This is a genomic window from Pseudomonas sp. JUb52 (assembly GCF_004341115.1).
GTDB classification, from domain to species: Bacteria; Pseudomonadota; Gammaproteobacteria; order Pseudomonadales; family Pseudomonadaceae; genus Chryseomonas; species Chryseomonas oryzihabitans.
Map to the genome: position 1 here is coordinate 13,874 of NZ_SLYS01000019.1, position 18,960 is coordinate 32,833.

Annotated in this window: 18 protein-coding genes; 16 read left to right on the top strand and 2 right to left on the bottom strand. The window is 67.6% G+C overall.

Annotation, left to right across the window (positions count from 1 at the left end; all coding sequences use genetic code 11):
* Nucleotides 1-55: 55 nt before the first annotated feature.
* From waaF to EC839_RS22390, 12 genes are all read left to right on the top strand, one after another.
* Nucleotides 56-1,090, top strand: a complete 1,035-nt coding sequence (gene waaF, locus EC839_RS22335) for a lipopolysaccharide heptosyltransferase II (protein ID WP_007161950.1) — start codon at nucleotides 56-58, stop codon at nucleotides 1,088-1,090.
* Nucleotides 1,091-2,098: a lipopolysaccharide heptosyltransferase I gene (gene waaC / locus EC839_RS22340; protein WP_007161951.1), complete on the top strand. Its 1,008-nt coding sequence runs from the start codon at nucleotides 1,091-1,093 to the stop codon at nucleotides 2,096-2,098.
* Nucleotides 2,095-3,213, top strand: a complete 1,119-nt coding sequence (locus tag EC839_RS22345) for a glycosyltransferase family 4 protein (protein WP_007161952.1) — start codon at nucleotides 2,095-2,097, stop codon at nucleotides 3,211-3,213. The genes waaC and EC839_RS22345 overlap by 4 nt, the downstream gene beginning before the upstream one ends.
* Complete coding sequence (rfaP, locus tag EC839_RS22350; protein WP_007161953.1) at nucleotides 3,210-4,016, top strand: lipopolysaccharide core heptose(I) kinase RfaP; 807 nt, start codon at nucleotides 3,210-3,212, stop codon at nucleotides 4,014-4,016. The genes EC839_RS22345 and rfaP overlap by 4 nt, the downstream gene beginning before the upstream one ends.
* Nucleotides 4,016-4,747 (top strand): lipopolysaccharide kinase InaA family protein, encoded by a 732-nt coding sequence (locus EC839_RS22355; RefSeq protein ID WP_007161954.1) that lies wholly within the window; start codon nucleotides 4,016-4,018, stop codon nucleotides 4,745-4,747. The genes rfaP and EC839_RS22355 overlap by 1 nt, the downstream gene beginning before the upstream one ends.
* Nucleotides 4,744-5,499 (top strand): lipopolysaccharide kinase InaA family protein, encoded by a 756-nt coding sequence (locus EC839_RS22360; protein WP_007161955.1) that lies wholly within the window; start codon nucleotides 4,744-4,746, stop codon nucleotides 5,497-5,499. Before EC839_RS22355 ends, EC839_RS22360 begins: the two co-directional genes overlap by 4 nt.
* Nucleotides 5,496-6,917 (top strand): lipopolysaccharide kinase InaA family protein, encoded by a 1,422-nt coding sequence (locus tag EC839_RS22365; protein WP_007161956.1) that lies wholly within the window; start codon nucleotides 5,496-5,498, stop codon nucleotides 6,915-6,917. The genes EC839_RS22360 and EC839_RS22365 overlap by 4 nt, the downstream gene beginning before the upstream one ends.
* Nucleotides 6,918-7,103: 186 nt before the next feature.
* Entirely contained in the window at nucleotides 7,104-8,846 is a 1,743-nt protein-coding gene (locus tag EC839_RS22370; RefSeq protein ID WP_007161957.1) for a carbamoyltransferase, read from the top strand.
* On the top strand, nucleotides 8,843-9,976 hold the full coding sequence (locus EC839_RS22375) for a glycosyltransferase (protein WP_007161958.1): 1,134 nt from the start codon (nucleotides 8,843-8,845) through the stop codon (nucleotides 9,974-9,976). Before EC839_RS22370 ends, EC839_RS22375 begins: the two co-directional genes overlap by 4 nt.
* Nucleotides 9,973-10,932 carry a glycosyltransferase gene (locus EC839_RS22380; protein WP_007161959.1) on the top strand — a complete coding sequence of 320 codons (960 nt, stop codon included), beginning with the start codon at nucleotides 9,973-9,975 and terminating at the stop codon, nucleotides 10,930-10,932. The genes EC839_RS22375 and EC839_RS22380 overlap by 4 nt, the downstream gene beginning before the upstream one ends.
* Before the next feature lie 50 nt (nucleotides 10,933-10,982).
* Nucleotides 10,983-11,744 (top strand): glycosyltransferase family 2 protein, encoded by a 762-nt coding sequence (locus EC839_RS22385; RefSeq protein WP_007161960.1) that lies wholly within the window; start codon nucleotides 10,983-10,985, stop codon nucleotides 11,742-11,744.
* A gap of 5 nt (nucleotides 11,745-11,749) precedes the next feature.
* Nucleotides 11,750-12,916 carry an O-antigen ligase gene (locus EC839_RS22390; protein ID WP_007161961.1) on the top strand — a complete coding sequence of 389 codons (1,167 nt, stop codon included), beginning with the start codon at nucleotides 11,750-11,752 and terminating at the stop codon, nucleotides 12,914-12,916.
* On the opposite strand, the gene EC839_RS22395 is transcribed toward EC839_RS22390, so the two are convergent.
* On the bottom strand, nucleotides 12,913-13,554 hold the full coding sequence (locus tag EC839_RS22395; RefSeq protein ID WP_007161962.1) for a lipopolysaccharide kinase InaA family protein: 642 nt from the start codon (nucleotides 13,552-13,554) through the stop codon (nucleotides 12,913-12,915). The genes EC839_RS22390 and EC839_RS22395 overlap by 4 nt on opposite strands.
* A gap of 117 nt (nucleotides 13,555-13,671) precedes the next feature.
* Here EC839_RS22395 and EC839_RS22400 point away from each other — a divergent pair, with 117 nt between their 5' ends.
* A complete protein-coding gene (locus tag EC839_RS22400; protein WP_007161963.1) occupies nucleotides 13,672-14,721 on the top strand; it encodes a hypothetical protein in 1,050 nt (349 codons plus the stop codon).
* A 22-nt stretch (nucleotides 14,722-14,743) separates the two neighbouring features.
* Complete coding sequence (locus tag EC839_RS22405; protein WP_007161964.1) at nucleotides 14,744-15,583, top strand: glycosyltransferase family 2 protein; 840 nt, start codon at nucleotides 14,744-14,746, stop codon at nucleotides 15,581-15,583.
* Here the strand turns inward: EC839_RS22405 and EC839_RS22410 are convergent.
* A complete protein-coding gene (locus EC839_RS22410) occupies nucleotides 15,558-16,154 on the bottom strand; it encodes a serine acetyltransferase (RefSeq protein ID WP_007161965.1) in 597 nt (198 codons plus the stop codon). The two genes, EC839_RS22405 and EC839_RS22410, sit on opposite strands and share 26 nt — an antisense overlap.
* A 104-nt stretch (nucleotides 16,155-16,258) precedes the next feature.
* Between EC839_RS22410 and msbA the strand changes: the two genes are divergently transcribed.
* Both msbA and EC839_RS22420 read left to right on the top strand, forming a co-directional pair.
* A complete protein-coding gene (gene msbA / locus EC839_RS22415; RefSeq protein WP_007161966.1) occupies nucleotides 16,259-18,070 on the top strand; it encodes a lipid A export permease/ATP-binding protein MsbA in 1,812 nt (603 codons plus the stop codon).
* The gene (locus EC839_RS22420) at nucleotides 18,064-18,960 is read left to right on the top strand and encodes a GNAT family N-acetyltransferase (protein ID WP_007161967.1); all 897 of its coding nucleotides are present in this window, start codon (nucleotides 18,064-18,066) and stop codon (nucleotides 18,958-18,960) included. The genes msbA and EC839_RS22420 overlap by 7 nt, the downstream gene beginning before the upstream one ends.

Here is an 18,960-nt window from a genome sequence, read left to right on the forward strand (position 1 = left end):
CCGAGCCTGAGGGAGTGGGAGTCGGCCACCTGTTAGGTGCCGATCGCCTTCCAGCATGAATATTCTGATCATCGGACCCAGTTGGGTCGGCGACATGGTGATGGCGCAGACCCTCTTCGTCTGCCTCAAGCGCCAGCACCCCGACTGCCAGATCGACGTACTCGCTCCCGAGTGGAGTCGCCCGCTGCTCGAGCGCATGCCCGAGGTGCGCGAAGCCCTGAGCTTTCCCCTCGGCCACGGCGCCTTCGAGCTGGCCACCCGCCGGCGCATCGGCCAGCAGCTGCGCGGTCGCTATGACCAGGCGATCCTCCTGCCCAACTCGCTGAAGTCGGCGCTGGTGCCCTATTTCGCCGGCATCCCCAAGCGCACCGGCTGGCGCGGCGAGATGAGATTCGGCCTGCTCAACGACATCCGCACCCTGGACAAGGCCCGCTATCCGCTGATGATCGAGCGCTTCATGGCGCTGGCCCATGCGCCCGGTGCCGAGTTGCCCAAACCCTATCCCGAGCCGCGCCTGGCCATCGATCCGGCCAGCCGCGACGCCGCTCTGGAACGCTTCGGCCTGAGTCTGGACCGGCCGGTGCTGGCGCTCTGTCCGGGCGCCGAGTTCGGCGAGGCCAAGCGCTGGCCGGCCGAGCACTATGCCGCCGTGGCCGATGCCCGGCTGCGCCAGGGCTGGCAGGTCTGGCTGTTCGGCTCGCAGAAGGATGCCCCGGGCGGTGAAGAGATCCGCGAATGGGTCACCCCAGGCTTCGAAGAAGATGTCTGCAACCTCGCCGGGCGCACCTCCCTGGCCGAGGCCATCGATCTGCTCTCCTGTGCGAGCGCCGTGATCAGCAACGATTCCGGGCTGATGCACGTGGCCGCCGCCCTGGATCGCCCGCTGGTGGCGGTCTATGGCTCCACCTCGCCGGGCTTTACGCCGCCGCTGGCCAGTCAGGTCGAGGTGGTGCGCCTGGGGCTGGAGTGCAGTCCCTGCTTCGACCGCACCTGTCGCTTCGGTCACTACGACTGCCTGCGCCTCTTGCAGCCGAGCCTGGTGCAGGACGCCCTCGACCGTCTGGTCGCCGATCCGGTCGAGGTGAGCTAGATGCGCGTGCTGCTGGTCAAGACCTCGTCCCTCGGCGATGTCATCCATACCCTGCCGGCGCTGACCGATGCGGCGCGGGCCATCCCCGGCATCTGCTTCGACTGGGTGGTGGAGGAGGGCTTCGCCGAGATCCCCGCCTGGCACCCGGCCGTGAGCCAGGTGATCCCGGTGGCCCTGCGGCGCTGGCGCAAGCAGCCCTTTTCCGCCTGGGCCAGTGGCGAGTGGGGCGAATTCAAGAGTCGGGTGCGCGAGCAGCGCTATGACCGGGTGATCGATGCCCAGGGCCTGCTCAAGAGTGCCTGGCTGACCCGCTATGCCGAGGCGCCGGTGGCCGGTCTCGATCGCAATTCCGCGCGCGAGCCCCTGGCCAGCCGCTTCTATGACGAACGCTATCACGTGGCCAAGGGGCAGCATGCCCTGGAGCGGATCCGCCAGCTGTTCGCCCAGGCGCTGGACTATCCGCTGCCGGCCGGCGTGGGCGACTACGGCCTGGATCGGCAACGCCTGGCCGGTCCCAACGAGACGCCCTATGTGGTGTTCCTGCACGGCACCACCTGGGTCAGCAAGCACTGGCCCGAGGCCCACTGGCGCGAACTGGCCGAACGCATGAGCCGGCTGGACTGGCCGGTGCGGCTGCTGTGGGGCAACGAGGCGGAGCACGCCCGGGCCGAACGCATCGCCGACGGCCTGGATGGCGTCCAGGTGCTGCCGCGCCTGAATCTCGCCGGGGTGGCCAAGGTGTTGGCCGGCGCCCGGGCCTGCGTGGCGGTGGATACCGGTCTCGGCCACCTGGCCGCCGCCCTGGACGTGCCCACCGTCTCGCTCTATGGCCCGACCAGTCCGAAGAAGGTCGGCGCCTATGGCCGCTCCCAGGTGCACCTGAGCGCGGTGGGCCTGGATGGCACCGACGAGCCGCGCGATCAGCCCGCCGCGAGTCTCGCCGCCCTGACCCCGGAGCGGGTCGAACTGGAACTGGAAACCCTGCTGTTGGAAGACCTCCCCGCATGACCCTGGCTTTCGTGCTCTACAAGTACTTTCCCTTTGGCGGCCTGCAGCGGGACTTCCTGCGCATCGCCCAGGAGTGCCAGCGCCGCGGCCATGCCATTCGCGTCTACACCCTGATCTGGGAGGGGCCGGTGCCGGAGGGCTTCGATGTGCGGGTGGCCAGGGTCAGCGCCCTGTTCAATCACCGGCGCAACGAGAAATTCCACGCCTGGCTGCAGGCCGATCTGGCCCGCGATCCGGTGGACCGGGTGATCGGCTTCAACAAGATGCCGGGGCTGGACGTCTACTACGCCGCCGACCCCTGTTTCGAGGACAAGGCCCAGACCCTGCGCAATCCGCTGTATCGCCAGTGGGGGCGCTATCGCCACTTCGCCGAATACGAGCGGGCGGTGTTCGCGCCCGAGTCCTCCACCGCGATCCTGATGATCTCCGAGGTGCAGCAGCCGCTGTTCGTCAAGCACTACGGCACGCCGGCGCCGCGCTTCCACCTCTTGCCGCCGGGTATCGCCGCCGACCGCCGTGCGCCGGCCAATGCCGCCGAGATCCGCGCCGACTTCCGCCGCGAATTCGGCCTGGAGGAGGGCGAGCTGCTGCTGGTGCAGATCGGTTCCGGCTTCAAGACCAAGGGCCTTGATCGTAGTCTGCGCGCCCTGGCATCCCTGCCCAGGGAGTTGCGCAAGCGCACCCGGCTGTTCGCCATCGGCCAGGACGATCCCAAGCCCTTCCTGCTGCAGGCCAAGGCCCTGGGCGTGAGCGATCGCGTTCAGATCCTCAAGGGGCGCAGCGACATCCCGCGCTTCCTGCTCGGTGCCGATCTGCTGATCCACCCGGCCTATAACGAGAACACCGGTACCGTGCTGCTGGAGGCGCTGGTCGCCGGGCTGCCGGTGCTGGTCACCGACGTCTGCGGCTATGCCCACTACATCGACGAGGCCCGCGCCGGCGCGGTGGTACCGTCGCCCTTCGCCCAGGAGACCCTGGACCGGATGCTCGCCGAGCTGCTGGCCGATCCCGAGCGTCGCGCGGTGCAGGGTCGCAATGGCCTGGCCTTCGCCGACAGCGCCGATCTCTATTCGCTGCCCGAGCGCGCCGCCGATGTCATCCTGGGGGTGGCATGACTCTCGAGTTGCGTGAGCCCTTCGCCAGCCTCTGGGCCGGCCAGGATCCCTTCGTTGCCGTGGAGGCCCTGCAGGGTCAGGTCTATCGCGAACTGGACGGCCGGCGCACCCTGCGCACCGAGGTGGCCGAGCGCGGCTACTTCGTCAAGATCCACCGCGGCATCGGCTGGGGCGAGATCGCCAAGAATCTGTTGCAGGCCAAGCAGCCGGTGCTGGGCGCGCGCCAGGAATGGCAGGCCATCGAGCGGCTGCATCAGGTCGGCGTGCCGACCATGACCGCCGTGGCCTTTGGCGAGCGCGGCGCCAATCCGGCGACCCAGCACTCCTTCATCATCACCGAGGAGCTGGCGCCCACCGTCAGTCTCGAAGACTTCAGCCTCGACTGGGTCCGCCAGCCGCCCGAGCCGGCGCTCAAGCGGGCGCTGATCGCCGAGGTGGCGCGCATGACCGGCGCCATGCACCGGGCCGGCGTCAACCATCGCGACTGCTACATCTGCCATTTCCTGCTCGACACCGCCCAGCCGGTCACCGTGGCCAATCTGCGGCTCTGGCTGATCGACCTGCACCGCGCCCAGTGCCGCGCCCAGGTACCCCGGCGCTGGCGCGACAAGGATCTAGCCGGACTGTACTTCTCCGCCCTGGGCATCGGCCTGACGCGGCGCGACTTCCTGCGCTTCCTGCGCGGCTACTTCCAGCGCCCGCTGCGCGAAATCCTGCGTGACGAGGCGCCGCTGCTGGCGCGGCTGGAACGCAAGGCCGCCGCCTTGCTGGAGCGCAAGGAACGCTACGGGGACCGGCTCTGATGGCTGACTGGCGCATCGACTCAAGCGTTGCCCACCTGCCCGAATTCGCGACGCTGGACGCGGTGTTCGCCCTGACCGGCGAACGCCTGACCAGCGATCCGCTGTCGGAAGTGGTGCGCATCGAGCGCGACGGCATCCGCTACTACGTCAAGCGCTACCACGGCGCCGGCAAGGGGCTGCGGCGCTATGTCGGGCGGCCGCGGGTCAAGGCCGAATGGCAGAATCTCAAGCGCTTCGCCAAGTGGGGCATCGCCACCGCGCCGGTGGTGGCCTGGGGGATGGAACGCTCGCCCCGCGGGTTCACCCGCGGCGCCATGATCACCCGCGAGATTCCCGACACCCTGGATCTCGCCGAACTGGCCCGGCGCGAGGATCCACGGCTGCGCGACCGGATCTGGGTGGACAACGTCAGCCGCCAACTGGCCGCGGCCACCCGCACCCTGCACGACCACCATTTCGTCCACAACGATCTCAAGTGGCGCAACCTGCTGGTGGATGGCCAGGGCGTGCTCTATTTCATCGATTGCCCGGCCGGCGCCTTCTGGGTCGGCCACTGGCTGCGCTGGCGCATCGTCAAGGACCTGGCCTGCCTGGACAAGGTCGCCAAGTACCAGCTGTCGCGCACCCAGCGCCTCAGGTTCTATCTGCAATACCGCGGTCGCGCGCGCCTCAGCGATAACGACAAGGGGCGCATCCGCGAGGTGCTGGACTATTTCAAGGGGCGGGAATGAACGAGGTATGGGCGGCCGAGGATCGGGCCGTGCTGGCCGGCCAGGGCCTGGACAGCTTCGCGGCGCTGTGGGCGCTGGAGCTGACCGCGGTGGACGAACCCAACCAGGGGCGCGGCGGCTTCAGCCAGGTGTTTCGCCTGGACGTCGCCGGTCATGGCTACTACCTCAAGCGCCAGCGCGACTATCTGACGCGGACCCTGGCCCGCCCGCTGGGCGAGCCGACCTTTGCCCGCGAGAGTCGCAACATCCGCCGCTACGCCGAACGCGGCATCCCGGCGCTGGAGCTGGCCTACTACGGCGAGCGCCGCGACGACCAGGGCTGGCGCGCCATCCTGCTGACCCGGGCGCTGGATGACTGGCGCGATCTGGACAGCTGGCTGCGGGTCTGGCCGCACCTGTCGCCGGACGAGCGCCAGGCGGTGCTGGTCGCCGTCGGCGAACTGGCCCGGCAGCTGCACGGCGCTGGCCAGGTGCACGGCTGCTTCTATCCCAAGCATCTGTTCCTGCAGCGCCAGGGCGAAGGCCTGGTCGCGCGGCTGATCGATCTGGAAAAGACCCGGCCGCTGCTGTTCGGCCGGCGCGATCGCCTGCGCGATCTCGAACCCCTGCTGCGCCGCGCGCCGCAATGGAGTGAATCGGACATAGCCCGCCTGCTGGCGAGCTATCTGGACCAGCCGCTGGACAGCGCCGCCGTGCGGGACTGGAGCCAGCGTCTGGCCGGGCGTCGCCGCCACAAGGAGCGCAAGGCATGACCCTGGAGCAACTGGCTAGGGCCGGTCGTGCACCAGCCCTGCCGCTGCGCATCGAACTGCCCGGTGGCGAACTGGAGTTGCTGTCGCTGCTCAGGGTGCTGCCCGGTCAGCGCTATGTCGGCGAAGCCCGCTGGCAGGGCCGGCGGGTGCTGGCCAAGTTGCTGGTCGGCGAGCGCGCGAGCCGGCAATTCGCCCGCGAGCGCGAGGGCTGTCGCCTGCTGGCGGCCGCCGCGGCGCCGACTCCCGCGCTGCTGGACAGCGGCGAGGCAGGCGGGCAGGGCGCCTGGCTGCTGTTCGACTTCATCGAGGCGGCGCCCAGCGTCGAGCAGCTCTGGCAGCCGCTCGCCACCGAACCGCCCCTGTCGCCGGCGCAGGATGCCTTGCTCGGCGCCGTCCTCGCCACCCTGGCGCGGCTGCATGCCCAGGGCCTCTGGCAGGCCGATCTGCACCTGGACAACCTGCTGGTCAAGGACGGCGCCGCCCTGGTCATAGACGCGGCGGATATCCAGGCCGAGACGGTCGGCCAGCCGCTGTCCCAGGCGCGGGTGCAGGAGAATCTGGCGGTGTTCTTCGCCCAGTTGCCGGCTGCCCTGGATGCCCAGCTGGAAGAACTGCTGATTCATTACCTGCTGGTCAACGCCGAGCACGCCCTGCGCCTCGACGCCCTGCTGGCGCGCACCGCCGAAATCCGCCGCTGGCGGCTGGCCGACTACCTCAAGAAGAGCGGTCGGGAGTGCACCCTGTTCGCCGTCACCCGCAGCGCCTTCGGCCTGATCGCCGTGCGCCGTACCTGGCTGAGTCGTCTGGAAGGCCTGCTGGCCGAACCCGACGCCGCCCTGGCCGGCCTGCCGACCTTCAAGGACGGTGGCGCCGCCACCGTGGCGCGGCTGCAATGGCAGGGCCAGGACCTAGTACTCAAGAGATACAACATCAAGGGCTTCGGCCACTGGCTGACGCGCTTCTGGCGACCGAGCCGGGCCTGGCACAGCTGGCGCGAAGGCCATCGCCTGCTGTTCCTTGGCATTCCCACCCCTGAGCCCCTGGCCGTGCGCGAACGACGCTTCCTCGGCCTGCGCGGTCGCGCCTATCTGGTGACGCCCTTCGTCGACGGGCCCAATCTGCTGGAGCGCTTCGCCCCCTATGTGGATTCCGCCCCGCCCGCGGCTGAGCTGGACGCCCTGCTAGCGCTGGTCGAGGCCCTGCGCCGCGAGCGCCTCGGTCATGGCGACTTCAAGGGCACCAACCTGATCTGGTACGCCGGCCGCTGGCTGGTGATCGACCTCGACGCCCTGCAGGCCCACGGCAGCGACCGTGCCTATGCCAGTGCCTATGCCCGCGACCGTGCCCGCTTGCTGCGCAACTGGCCGGCCGGCAGCGCCCTGCATCGGTTGCTCGACGAGCGCCTGCCGCCGGCTTGAGCGAAGCGCCGCCATCTGTACCGGGGCTGAATCGCCGTGCGCTAAGCCCCGGTCCGGCGTGCGGCCATTACCCGTGGCCTGTCTGAACGGCTATAATTCGCCGTTTTTGAGGCGAGGCGGGCCTGCAGCGGCCTCGCGAAACCCCGGCGAACTCCCCTGGCTTCGCCCTGTACAGAGGCTTTACCTGTGTCCCTGACCGTCCTTGGCCTGTCCGGCGCCCTCAGCCACGATCCCTCCGCCGCGCTCTATATCGACGGCAAGCTGATCGCCGCGGTGGAAGAAGAACGCTTCGTACGCGACAAGCATGCCAAGAATCGCATGCCCTACGAGTCGGCCAAGTTCTGCCTGGAACAGGCCGGGATCACCCCCGCCGACGTCGACGTGGTGGCCATTCCCTATGCGCCCATCAGTCTCTTCGGCGAAGCCCGCTGGCACTACGCCAAGCGCTATGCCTACGCGCCGGATCGCGCCCTGGACGCCATCCTGTTCGGCAATCGCCGCTATCACCGCTACCAGAAGCGCATCGAGTGGTGCCTGGTGCAGCTCGGCTTCGACCTCAAGAAGGTCAAGCTGGAAGCCGTCGAGCACCACCTGGCCCACGCCTCCAGTGCCTATCACTGCTCGGGCTTCAGCGAAAAGACCGCGATCCTCGGCATCGACGGCAAGGGCGAGTACGCCACCACCTTCTTCGGCTACGGCGAGAACGGCAAGATCCACAAGATCAAGGAGTTCTACGACCCGGACTCCCTGGGTGGCCTCTATGGCGCCCTCACCGAATTCCTCGGCTTCGAGATGCTCGACGGCGAATTCAAGGTCATGGGCATGGCGCCCTATGGCGATGCCAGCAAGTACGATTTCTCGCGCCTGGCGAAATTCGAGAACGGCGAGCTGATCATCAACACCGACTACGCCAACGTCATCGGTTTCCGCCGCTACAAGGAAAAGGGCAAGGGCTACTACTTCTCGCCCAAGCTGATCGAATGGCTGGGGCCCAAGCGTGAAGGCGACATCGCCGACGATCCCTACATCCACTATGCCGCCAGCATGCAGGCGCTGTTCGAGAAGCTGGCGCTGGAGATGATGGACTATTACCTGGGCGACATCATCCGCCAGACCGGCAAGCTCGCCTTTGCCGGCGGCTGCGCGCTCAACGTCAAGCTCAACCAGAAGATCATCGCCCGTCCCGAGGTCAAGGAGCTGTTCGTCCAGCCGGCTTCGGGCGATGCCGGCACCGCCGTCGGCGCCGCCGCCTACGTCTCCCATGCCCGCGGCGTGCCGGTGGAGAAGATGGAGCACGTCTATCTCGGCCCCGGCTACAGCAACGAAGACGTCATCGCCGCCTGCGCCCGCCATCCCAACGCACCCAAGTGGGAGCGCATCGACGACATGCCCCAGCGCATCGCCGAGATCATGGTGGCCGGCAATCCGGTGGCCTGGTTCCAGGGTCGCCTGGAATTCGGTCCGCGCGCCCTGGGCGGTCGCTCCATCATCGGCTGCCCCAGCGTGCCGGGCGTGGCCGATCGCATCAACGCCCAGATCAAGTTCCGCGAGCGCTGGCGGCCATTCTGCCCGTCCATGCTCGACACCGTGGCGCCGCAGATGCTCAAGGTCGACCATCCCTCGCCCTTCATGACCTTTACCTTCGAGGTCAACGAAGAGTGGAAGAGCCGGGTACCCGAGGTGGTCCACGAAGACGGCACCTCCCGCGCCCAGGTACTGGAGCGCCGGCACAATCCGCGCTGGTACGACCTCATGGTCGAGCTGGAAAAGCTCACCGGCAACGGCGTCTCCCTCAACACCTCGCTCAACCGCCGCGGTGAACCCATGGTCTGCTCGCCCACCGACGCCCTGAACATGTTCTTCGGCTCGGATCTGCAGTACCTGATCATGGAAGACATCTTGGTGGTCAAGGAGGGGGCTGGCCTATGACGCGTTCCGCCGAACCGCGGGTGCTGCAGTTCTGTCACGGCTACGACGGTCCCTTCCTCGACTGCGCCCGCCAGACCGCCAGCCTCTTCGCGGGCAGCGGCTATCGCGTCACCACGGTCTTTCTCACCGGCACCGCCGACGCCGAGGTGGCGGCCGGCTGCGGCAGCGACGAGGTGCTGTTCCTAGAGTACTCTTCCCGGGACGTGCGCGGACTCAAGCTCGGCGCCATCCAGGCGCTACGCGAGATCGTCCGCTCGCGGGGCATCCGCTTCGTCATCGCCCATAGATTCAAGCCGATCTGGATCGCTTGCCTGGCCACCAATCTGCCGGTGATCGGCGTGCACCATGCCTTTGGCGACTACGACCGGCTCGGCCGGCGGCTGTTCGCCAAGCTGATGAGCAAGCGCCTGACTCTGCTGGGCGTCTCCGACGCGGTGCGCGACGAGCTGCGCCAGCGCCTCAAGGACTGGCCGGCCGAGCGTATCGAAACCCTCTACAACCGCCTGGACGTCGAGGCGGTGGAGCGCGAACTCCTGCCGGCCGACCAGGCGCGCGCCGAGCTCAAGTTGCCCCATGACGCCTGGATCGTCGGTAACGTCGGGCGCCTGCATCCGGACAAGGACCAGGCCACGCTGCTGCGCGGCTTCGCCGCCGCCCTGCCGAATCTGCCGGCCAATGCCCTGCTGGCGATTCTCGGCAAGGGCCGCCTGGAAGAAGACCTCAAGGACCTGGCCCGTGAACTGGCCATCGCCGACCGGGTGCTGTTCCTCGGCCAGGTGGAAGGCGCCCGGCGCTACTTCAAGGCCTTCGACGTCTTCGCCCTGAGCTCGGACCACGAGCCCTTCGGCATGGTCCTGCTGGAAGCCATGGCCGCCGGCGTCCCCCTGATCGCCACCTCCTGCGGCGGCGCCCGGGAGATCGTCGAAGGCGTGGGCTTCCTCTTTCCCCTGGGCGACGCCGAGGCCCTGGGCCAGGGGCTGCAGCATCTGGGCCGCCTGGCGCCGAGTCAGAGACGCGCCTGCGTGCAGCACATGCGCGAGCGCCTGGCCGAACGCTTCTCCGACGAGGCCGTGCGTCGCGACTTCTGGCGGCTGCCGATGGTCGCCGCCTTCAAGGCCCCGGCGCCGTGAAAGTCCTGTTCCTGGTCCAGAAGGAGCAACGCATCCTGCTGGACCACTTCTATGCCAGCATCGCCGCCCACTGCGATTGCGACCTGCGCTGGCTGAGCGACGAGGAACAGGCCGATCTGCGCGGTTATTTCCGCCGCGCCGTGCCCCAGCCCGAGCAATACGACCGCATCCTGCTGTTTCTGCGATTCAAGAAGCAGCTCAAGCAGATCCCCTTCATTCGCAGCCTCCCCAATCTGGTGGAGCTGGAACACGACGCCTACCAGAATTTCATCCCCTGCAAGTACACCGGCAAATTCAGCCGCTACTACCGGGCCATGCCCCACGTCCGGGTGCTGGTTTCCGGCGCCGGGGTGGCGCGGCGGTTGCAGGAGGAGGGGATCGACGCTCACTTCGTGCCCAAGGGCTACGACGACAGCCGCCTGCGCGACCTGGGTGTCGAGCGCGACATCGAGCTGGGCTTCGTCGGCAGCCTGGGCAGCGTGGCCTATAGCGGTCGCAAGCAGCTGCTGGAAGATCTGGCCAGGGTCGAGCCGCTGCTGATCACCAAGACCCGCTCGGGCGACGAATACCTGCAGACCCTCAACCGCATCCGCTTCTTTGTCGGCGCCGATGTCGGCATGGGCGAATACATGATCAAGAACTTCGAGGCCATGGCCTGCGGCTGCGTGCTCTTCACCTATGACCAGGGCGAAGAAGAGAACCAGGCGCTGGGCTTCAGGGATGGCGTCAACGTGGTGCTCTATCGCTCGCTGGACGAATTGCGCGAGAAACTCGCCCGGCTGCGAAGCGATCCGGCGCACGCGGCGGCCATCGCCAGGGCGGGAGAGGCCCTGGCGCGTCACTCTTTCGCCTTCGGCCACTTGGGTGAGCGCATCGTTTCGGCTATAACCCCAGCGCTGCGACCGGCCGTCGCACCGGGGTTCCTGCACCGCCTGCTGGGCTGGCTGGGACGCTGATGCGCCGCGCAAGGTCCGGCTTTCGACTCAACTGGCAGAAAGGGTAGAACGTGCAGTTTTCCGCCGACAGCGACATCTCTGTGGTCGTCACCAGCTGCGGGCGCTTCGACCTGCTGCGGCAGACGCTGGCGACCTTCGACGAATTCAACACCGCGCCCATCCGCCGGGTCTTCATCACCGAGGACTCCGGCGACGAAGCGGTACGCGACTGCATCCCGGACCACTGGCGCGAGCACACCGAGTTCATCGTCAACAACCCCAAGCTCGGCCAGATGCGCAGCGTCGACGCCGCCTATGCCCGGGTCGAGACAAACTGGATCTTTCACTGCGAAGACGACTGGGCCTTCTATCGCCCGGGCTTCATCGAGGATTCCCAGGCGCTGCTGGAGGCCGATCCCCAGGCGCTGCAGGTCTGGCTGCGCAGCCATGCCCATGACCTGGCGATCCACAGCCCCTACGTCTATCTCAAGCCGCGGCAGGTGCATGCCGGCATCGCCTTCTACGAGGTCGGCTCGCACAAGCCCGAATGGCAGGGCTTTTCCTTCAATCCCGGTCTGCGCCGGCGCGCCGACTACCTGCTGCACGCGCCCTATGGCGACCTGGGCGGCGAGAAGGAGCTGTCCCGGCGCTATGCCGACGCCCAGCGCCACGCGCTGATCCTGGAAAACGATGCCGTGCTGCACACCGGCTTCGGCCAGCACGTGGTCAGCGACAAGGACCGCAACGACAAGCGGAAGCGCCGGCGGATGGAACGCATCAAACTGGCACTGGCCTTCCTGGTCGGTGCACTCCTGGGAGCCCTGTTGTGGTGACACCCTTGCTCGATCGCCTGCAGCAGAGTCGCTATTTCACCCTGGCGGTGCTGGTGTTCATGGCCGCCTACCTGTGCATCCCCACGGCGAAGTGGATCAACAGCTACTACTATGCGGCCATCGCCCTGCCGGCACTGATCCTCTTCGTGCTGCGCCCGCGGCTGATCGACTGGCGCTCGCCGCTGCTGCTGCTCTGGCTGGTGTTTCTCGCCTGGTTCATCGTGCCGGGGGTGCGGGCCGAGGAGGGGCAGTTCTTCAAGCACATCCTCTATGTGCTGCTGTTCGTGCTGAGCGTGGCCTGCCTGGTGGATGGCGACTTCTTTCGCCGGCCCGGCTTCGTGCGCCTGGCCTTCTGGGTGGTCTGCGCCTATGCCGTGGGCTCCAGCCTGGTGTTCTGGCTCACCGGCCACTATGCCGTCGGCCAGCGGGTCATCCACCTGCCGGGACGCATTTCCAATCCCATCTATGTGAGCATCTGGATGGTCTGCCTGGGCGGCCTGGCGGCGCCCACCTGGATCCGCGAGCGGCGCTGGATCGAGTTGCTGGCGGCCGTGGTGGTCACCATCGTCGGCATCTCCTTCGCCCTGCAGACCCGCACCGGCCTGGTCGGCATCGGCTTCCTCGCCGCCCTCGGCGTGCTCTTCGCCTTTCCGCGCTTTCCGCTGCGTACCCTGGCGCTGGTGGTCCTGGTCAGTGCCCTGATCGCCGGCGTGGTCCAGGTGGTGCACACCGAAGCCTGGTTCGTCGCCTTCTGGGGCCGGGCGGATTCCGGGCGCATCGAGCTGTTCCACTTCATGATCAAGGACTGGGAGTCCTGCGGCTGGTGGCTGGGCTGCGGTCTGGGCTATCAGAGTCACGACCTGCTGCACGGCACCGAGGCCATCCAGCACCCGCACAACATCTTCGTGTCCTTCGGCATCTACACCGGCCTGGTGTCGCTGCTGATCTTTGGCGTGCTGATGCTGGCCAGCCTGGGCGCGGCCCTGCGCCAGCGCGATCCCTGGGGGCTCTATCTGGCCGTGGCCCTGCTGATGCTCAATTTCGACGGCGCCAAGCTGATCGGCAATCCGGACGAGTTGTGGCCGCTGGTGCTGTTGCCCGCGGCGATGATCGCCGGGGCCGAGGTGCAGCGCCGGCGCAAGCTGGCGCTGGGACAGGCGATGCCGGTCTAGTCCTGGAGTTGCCGGTCGAGCTCGCACCAGTCCAGGGGCTGGCGGCAGGCTTCGGCATAGGCCCTGAGGAAGGGTTCGCGACCGGGTTCGAACAGCCAGTCGCGATCCTCGGTATAGCGCAGCAGGTGGTGGAAGTTGCGCACCCGCAGGCGCAGCGGCAGGCGGCGCGCATGGCAGCGCAGGTCGGCGATGTCGATAAGCCCCAGTTCGCCTTCCGGCGTCAGCACCACGTTGCCCAGGTGCAGCGAACGGAAATAGACGCCACTGTCGTGCAATCTGGCGATGAAGCGACCCAACGCCGGCCGCAGGGTCGCGGCCTCGCTCGAGGTACGCAGTTGACGCAGGGTGGCGCCCGGCAGCGGACTGTAGTGCACCAGGTCGCGCTGCAGCGAGGCGGCGCGATAGACCTCCAGCACCTGCGGGCAGGGGATGCCGCGCTCGGCCAGTTGGCGGGCGTTGTCGGCAAAACGCTGGGCATAGGGAAACAGCGCCGCCGAGGTCAACAGCCGCTTGCGGCGAAAGAGCTTGAGATAGCTGCCATCGGTGAGGCGCAGGACCTTGTCGCCATGGTGGTCGGCTTCCACTACCTGGGCGGCGTCGCGCAGTTCGAGATAGCGCGAATGTTCGAGAGGCTTCATGCAGGACCCGTCAACGTCAGGGCGTGCATGTTACCCGAAGGTGGCAGGCTGTGAAGTGACCCTTGCGACCTATCCGGCCGCTTGTTGCTAGAATCAGATTTTTGCCGGCAGCTTTACATGCGCCCAACACGCCAACTCCTGTATTTCGTCTACGGCGGTGCCCAGGCCTATCGGCAGGAGGTGAAGTTCAGCCTGCTCAGTGCCCTGCATTGGCGCCAGGACCAGGACATCGCCCTCCGGGTCCTGACCGACCGGCCGCAGGACTATCGCGGTTGGCCGGTGGAAGTACTGGCCATTGAGGGCGCGACGCTCAAGGCCTGGCAGGGGCAGCATGGCTATCTGCATCGCAGCAAGGCCTGCGCCATCGCCTGGGCGTTGCCAGACGCCGACAAGACCCTGTTCCTCGACAGCGACACCGTGGTCCAGACGCCGCTGGCAGGGCTGTTCGAGGGGATCAACAGCGGGCGCGGGATGATGGACGTCGAGGAGTGGCCCTGGCGCAAGGCCCGTACCCGCCCTGAATTCGCCCGTTTCGCCGCCGCCCTGGCCGCGCGTGGCCAGGAGCCGGCGGAAGATACCCGGCTCTACAACAGCGGCGTCTGTGGCCTGGCGCGGGTTCATCTGCCGCGGGTCGAACGGGCCATCGCCCTGATCGACGACTGGCATGGCCACGACGAGGAGGTCCATACGCTGGAGCAGATCGCCCTGTCGTTCAGCCTGGCGGATCTGGCCATCAGCGAGGCGCGCGGCCCCGTTCGCCACTACTACGCGGAAAAGCGCTTTCTGCATTTCATGCTGGCGCACTTCTTCGAGCGCTATGGCGAAGACTATTCCCCGGCGCTGCAGCAGCACTGGCAGGAGGTACCCCTGACCAAGCCGCTGCCCGATGTCTGGACCCGACTGCGGGTGAAGTGGCAACTGGCCGGGCTGGACAAGCAGCGCGCGAGTCTGGGGCGCAAGCTGCTCTATGGCTGCCTGGCGCCTCAAGACAGCTATGCCCGCGCCTGTCGCCACGTCTGGTGGGAGCGGGCGCTGAGCGAGCGCCTGGGCGGCGGCGATCGCCAGGCCTTCGCCGAAGGCATCTGGCCCAACGACCTGCCGCGTCCGCACCTGGCCGACGAAGCCAGCGCGGCCCTCGACTACCTGCGCAAGCGGGTGCGCGGCTAGGCCGCCATCCTCAGGAAAGCCCATGCGAACGCTCTTTCTCGTCGTCCTCTATGGCTTGCGCCCCGAGGAGTCGGCCACCCTCGCCAGCCTGCTGGCCCAGCCCCCGGCCAGCCTGCCGGCCGACAGCGCCCTGCTGGTCTGGAACAACGGGCCCCAGCCCCTGGATCAGGCGGATCGCCAGGCGCTGCTCGCCGCGCCGGGCTGGACGGAGGTGCTCATCAGCGAGGACCCCGGCAATCCGCCGCTGAGCCGGGTCTACAACCAGGCCTTGCGACTGGGCGCCGAGCGCCTGGTGATCTTCGACCAGGACACCGTGGTGGACGCCCGCTTTCTGCAGGCGCTCGGCCAGCAGGCCGAGTTGCTGGTGCCCCTGGTGCTGGGGGCGGGCGCCATCCGCTATCCCCATCAGTACAAGGCGGTGGTGATCGCGGAGGGCCCGCTGGATCCCCAGGCCACCGTGACCATCAGTTCGGGGCTGTGCCTGACGCAGGGCCTGGCCGCGCGTATCGCGGCCCGCCACGGCGATGTCTTCGACGAGCGCTTCGCCCTCTATGGCGTCGATGTCTCCTTTTTCCTGCGGGTGCAGGCGCTGGCGCGGGAAGAGCCGGTCGAACTGATTTGCGCGGGCATCCTCGACCATTCGCTGTCCGAGCTGGAAGCCGAGACCCCGGCCCAGCGGCGCTTTCGCGACATCGAGAAATTCTATGTCGCCCTGCTACTGCGCCTGCACTACAAGGGCGCCTCGCGCGGCAAGGTGCTGCGCTACCTGGGGCGGCAACTGCTGGGCAATCGCCTCTATCTATATGGCGTGCTGCCGCAGATGCTGCGGACCATCCTCAGCGGTCGGCATCCGCGGGCGTAGCGCCCGGCAGCGGGCGGATCACCGCCTCGTGGCGGCTGTAGTAGAGGCTGTCGGCAGGGATGTCGCGCATCACCAGGGCGCCGGCGCCGACCACCACGTTGTCACCGATGGTCAGGTGGTCGCCGACGATGCAGACATGGGCGCCGAGGCTGACGTTGTCGCCGATGAAGATGCCGACCAGTTGCGCCGGATCGTCGCTCTTGATGCCGATGGTGGTGTGCTGGCGGATCATCACGTTACGCCCGATCACCGCCAGATTCGACACGCAGATGCCCATGCGATGGGGCAGGCGCAACCCGGGACCGATACGGGCGCCCAGCAGGATCTCGATGTTGTGCCGGCGGATCAGCCGGCGATTGATGCGTTCGGCCAGCTTGCGATAGTTGAGCAGGCCGCGCGGGCGGCAATAGAGAAATTGCGCCAGGCGATACCAGAACAAGAAGCTCGGACTCTCTCCGGCCGCTACGCGCCGGAACAGGCGCTTGAGGCGCAGGGGCTTGCCCGGTGCATCCAGCACCTCCACGCGCCAGAGGTCCTTGAGTTCGGCGAAGGTGGCGATCAGCGGTGGCATGACGGACGTTCCGGAGCAGGGGAGGGCAAGCCTAGCGGAAAATCCCGCCGCTGGGTCGGCGGCGGGTGCGTGTTAACATGGCGCTTTTGCGTCACGACGAGACCATGAGCCAAGACTCCCCTGCGCAGACCTCCAGTCTGAAGATCTATTTCCGCCTGCTCGGCTACGTGCGGCCCTACATCGGCATGTTCGCCCTGAGTATCGTCGGCTTCCTGATCTTCGCCTCCACCCAGCCGATGCTGGCGGGCATCCTCAAGTACTTCGTCGATGGCCTGAACAACCCCAACGCCTCCATGTTCCCGGGCTGGCCCATTGTCGGTGGCCTGCACCTGGTGCAGGCGGTGCCGCTGATGATCATCCTGATCGCCGCCTGGCAGGGCGTCGGGTCCTTTCTCGGCAACTACTTCCTGGCGCGGGTCTCCCTCGGCCTGGTGCACGACCTGCGGGTGGCGCTGTTCAACCACATGCTGCGCCTGCCCAATCGCTACTTCGACGCCAACAATTCGGGTCACCTGATCTCGCGCATCACCTTCAACGTCACCATGGTGACCGGCGCCGCCACCGAGGCGATCAAGGTGGTGATCCGCGAAGGCATGACCGTGGTCTTCCTGTTCGCTTCCCTGCTGTGGATGAACTGGAAGCTGACCCTGGTGATGGTGGCCATCCTGCCGCTGATCGCCCTGATGGTGACCAGCGCCAGCCGCAAGTTCCGCAAGCAGAGCAGCAAGATCCAGTCGGCCATGGGCGACGTCACCCACATCACCTCCGAGGCCATCCAGGGCTATCGGGTGGTGCGCAGCTTTGGCGGCGAGACCTACGAGCAGCAGCGCTTCCTCGACTCCAGCACGGCCAACACCGACAAGCAGCTGACCATGACCAAGACCGGCGCGGTCTATACGCCCATGCTGCAGCTGGTCATCTATTCGGCCATGGCGGTGCTGATGTTCCTGGTGCTCTGGCTGCGCGGCGAAGCCTCCGCTGGTGACCTGGTGGCCTACATCACCATGGCCGGCCTCTTGCCCAAGCCGATCCGCCAGCTCTCCGAGGTCAGCTCCACCATCCAGCGCGGCGTGGCCGGCGCGGAAAGCATCTTCGAGCAACTCGACGAACCCGCCGAGCGCGACGAAGGCCGCGAGGAACGCGAGCGCGTCCAGGGTCGCCTGGAGGTACGCAACCTGACCTTCCGCTATCCGGGCACCGAGAAGGCGGTGCTGGAAGGCATCGACTTCGTCGCCGAACCCGGCCAGATGGTGGCCCTGGTGGGTCGGTCGGGCAGCGGCAAGTCGACCCTGGCCAATCTCATCCCGCGCTTCTACCAGCACGAAGAGGGCGAGATCCTCCTCGACGGCCTGGAGATCCAGGACTATCGCCTGACCAACCTGCGCCGGCACATCGCCCTGGTGACCCAGCACGTCACCCTGTTCAACGACAGCGTCACCAACAACATCGCCTATGGCGATCTGGCCGGGGCGCCCATGGAGCAGGTCAAGGCGGCGGCCGAGGCGGCCTATGCCGACGAATTCATCGAGCGCCTGCCGCAGCAGTACGACACCCAGGTCGGCGAGAACGGCGTGCTGCTCTCCGGCGGCCAGCGCCAGCGCCTGGCCATCGCCCGGGCGCTGCTGAAGAACGCGCCGTTGCTGATCCTCGACGAGGCCACCTCGGCCCTGGACACCGAGTCCGAACGCCATATCCAGGCGGCGCTGGACCGGGTCATGCAGGGCCGTACCACCCTGGTGATCGCCCACCGCCTTTCCACCATCGAGAAGGCCGACCTGATCCTGGTGATGGACAATGGCCGTATCGTCGAGCGTGGCAGTCATGGCGAGCTCTTGGCGCTGAACGGCTACTATGCGCGGCTGCATGCCAAGCAATTCGAGGAGGTCGCGCCGCCGGCGCCGACGATCGAATGCTGAACAGATTCCGCTTCTGGCGCGACCGCGGCTGGACCACGATTTCCGCCGCCGACTATGCCGCCACCTGGCAGCGTCATGGCGGCAGCGTCGCCACCCACCCCGAGGTCATCGCCCGCCTGGCCGAACTGGCTGGCATCCCGGTGCGCTACCTGGGCTGGCCCGGCGCGGACGGCCTGCAGGCGGCGGTACCCTGCTGGGGGCGCGAGCTGGCGCTGTCGCGCTCGGTGCTGAAGAAACGCCGCCAGCGCGCCCTGTTCGACCTGGGCAACGCCGAGATCATCCTGCCGGCCGCCCCTGGCGCGCTGGCGCCCCTGCGCCAGCGCGCCCGCTATCTGTCGCCGCTGTGCGACGAGCGTTTCGCCGGTCTGCGCCGGCAGAGCGAAGAACTGGCCATGCTCCGCGAGCCGGAAGCCTGGTCGAAGAAATTCCGCTACAACCAGCGCCGCGAGCAGCGGCTGTTCGAAGACGCCGGTGGCCGCGTGGTCCCCATGGCCGAGCTGGACAGCGCCGAGCAGGCGCGGATCTATGCCGAGCTGTTCGAGGCGCGCTGGGGCTTCGAGGTACCGGGCAAGGCCCGGCTGGCCGAGGTGTTCGCCCTGCTGCGGGAGTTCATGACCGGTTCGCTGCTCATGCTCGGCGAGCGCCCAGTGGCGATCCAGGTGCTCTATCGGGTGGAAGCGCCCGACTGGATCAGCGTCGAATACGTCAACGGCGGCGTCGATCCCGCGGCCAGCGACCTGAGCCCGGGCAGCGTCCTCACCTATCTGAACACCCAGGCCGCCTGGCAGGACGCCCGCGCCCTGGGCAAGACGTTGCGTTATTCCTTCGGCCGTGCCGATCGCGACTACAAGGACCGCTGGTGCCACCGCGTCACCGTCTTCGAGAGCTGA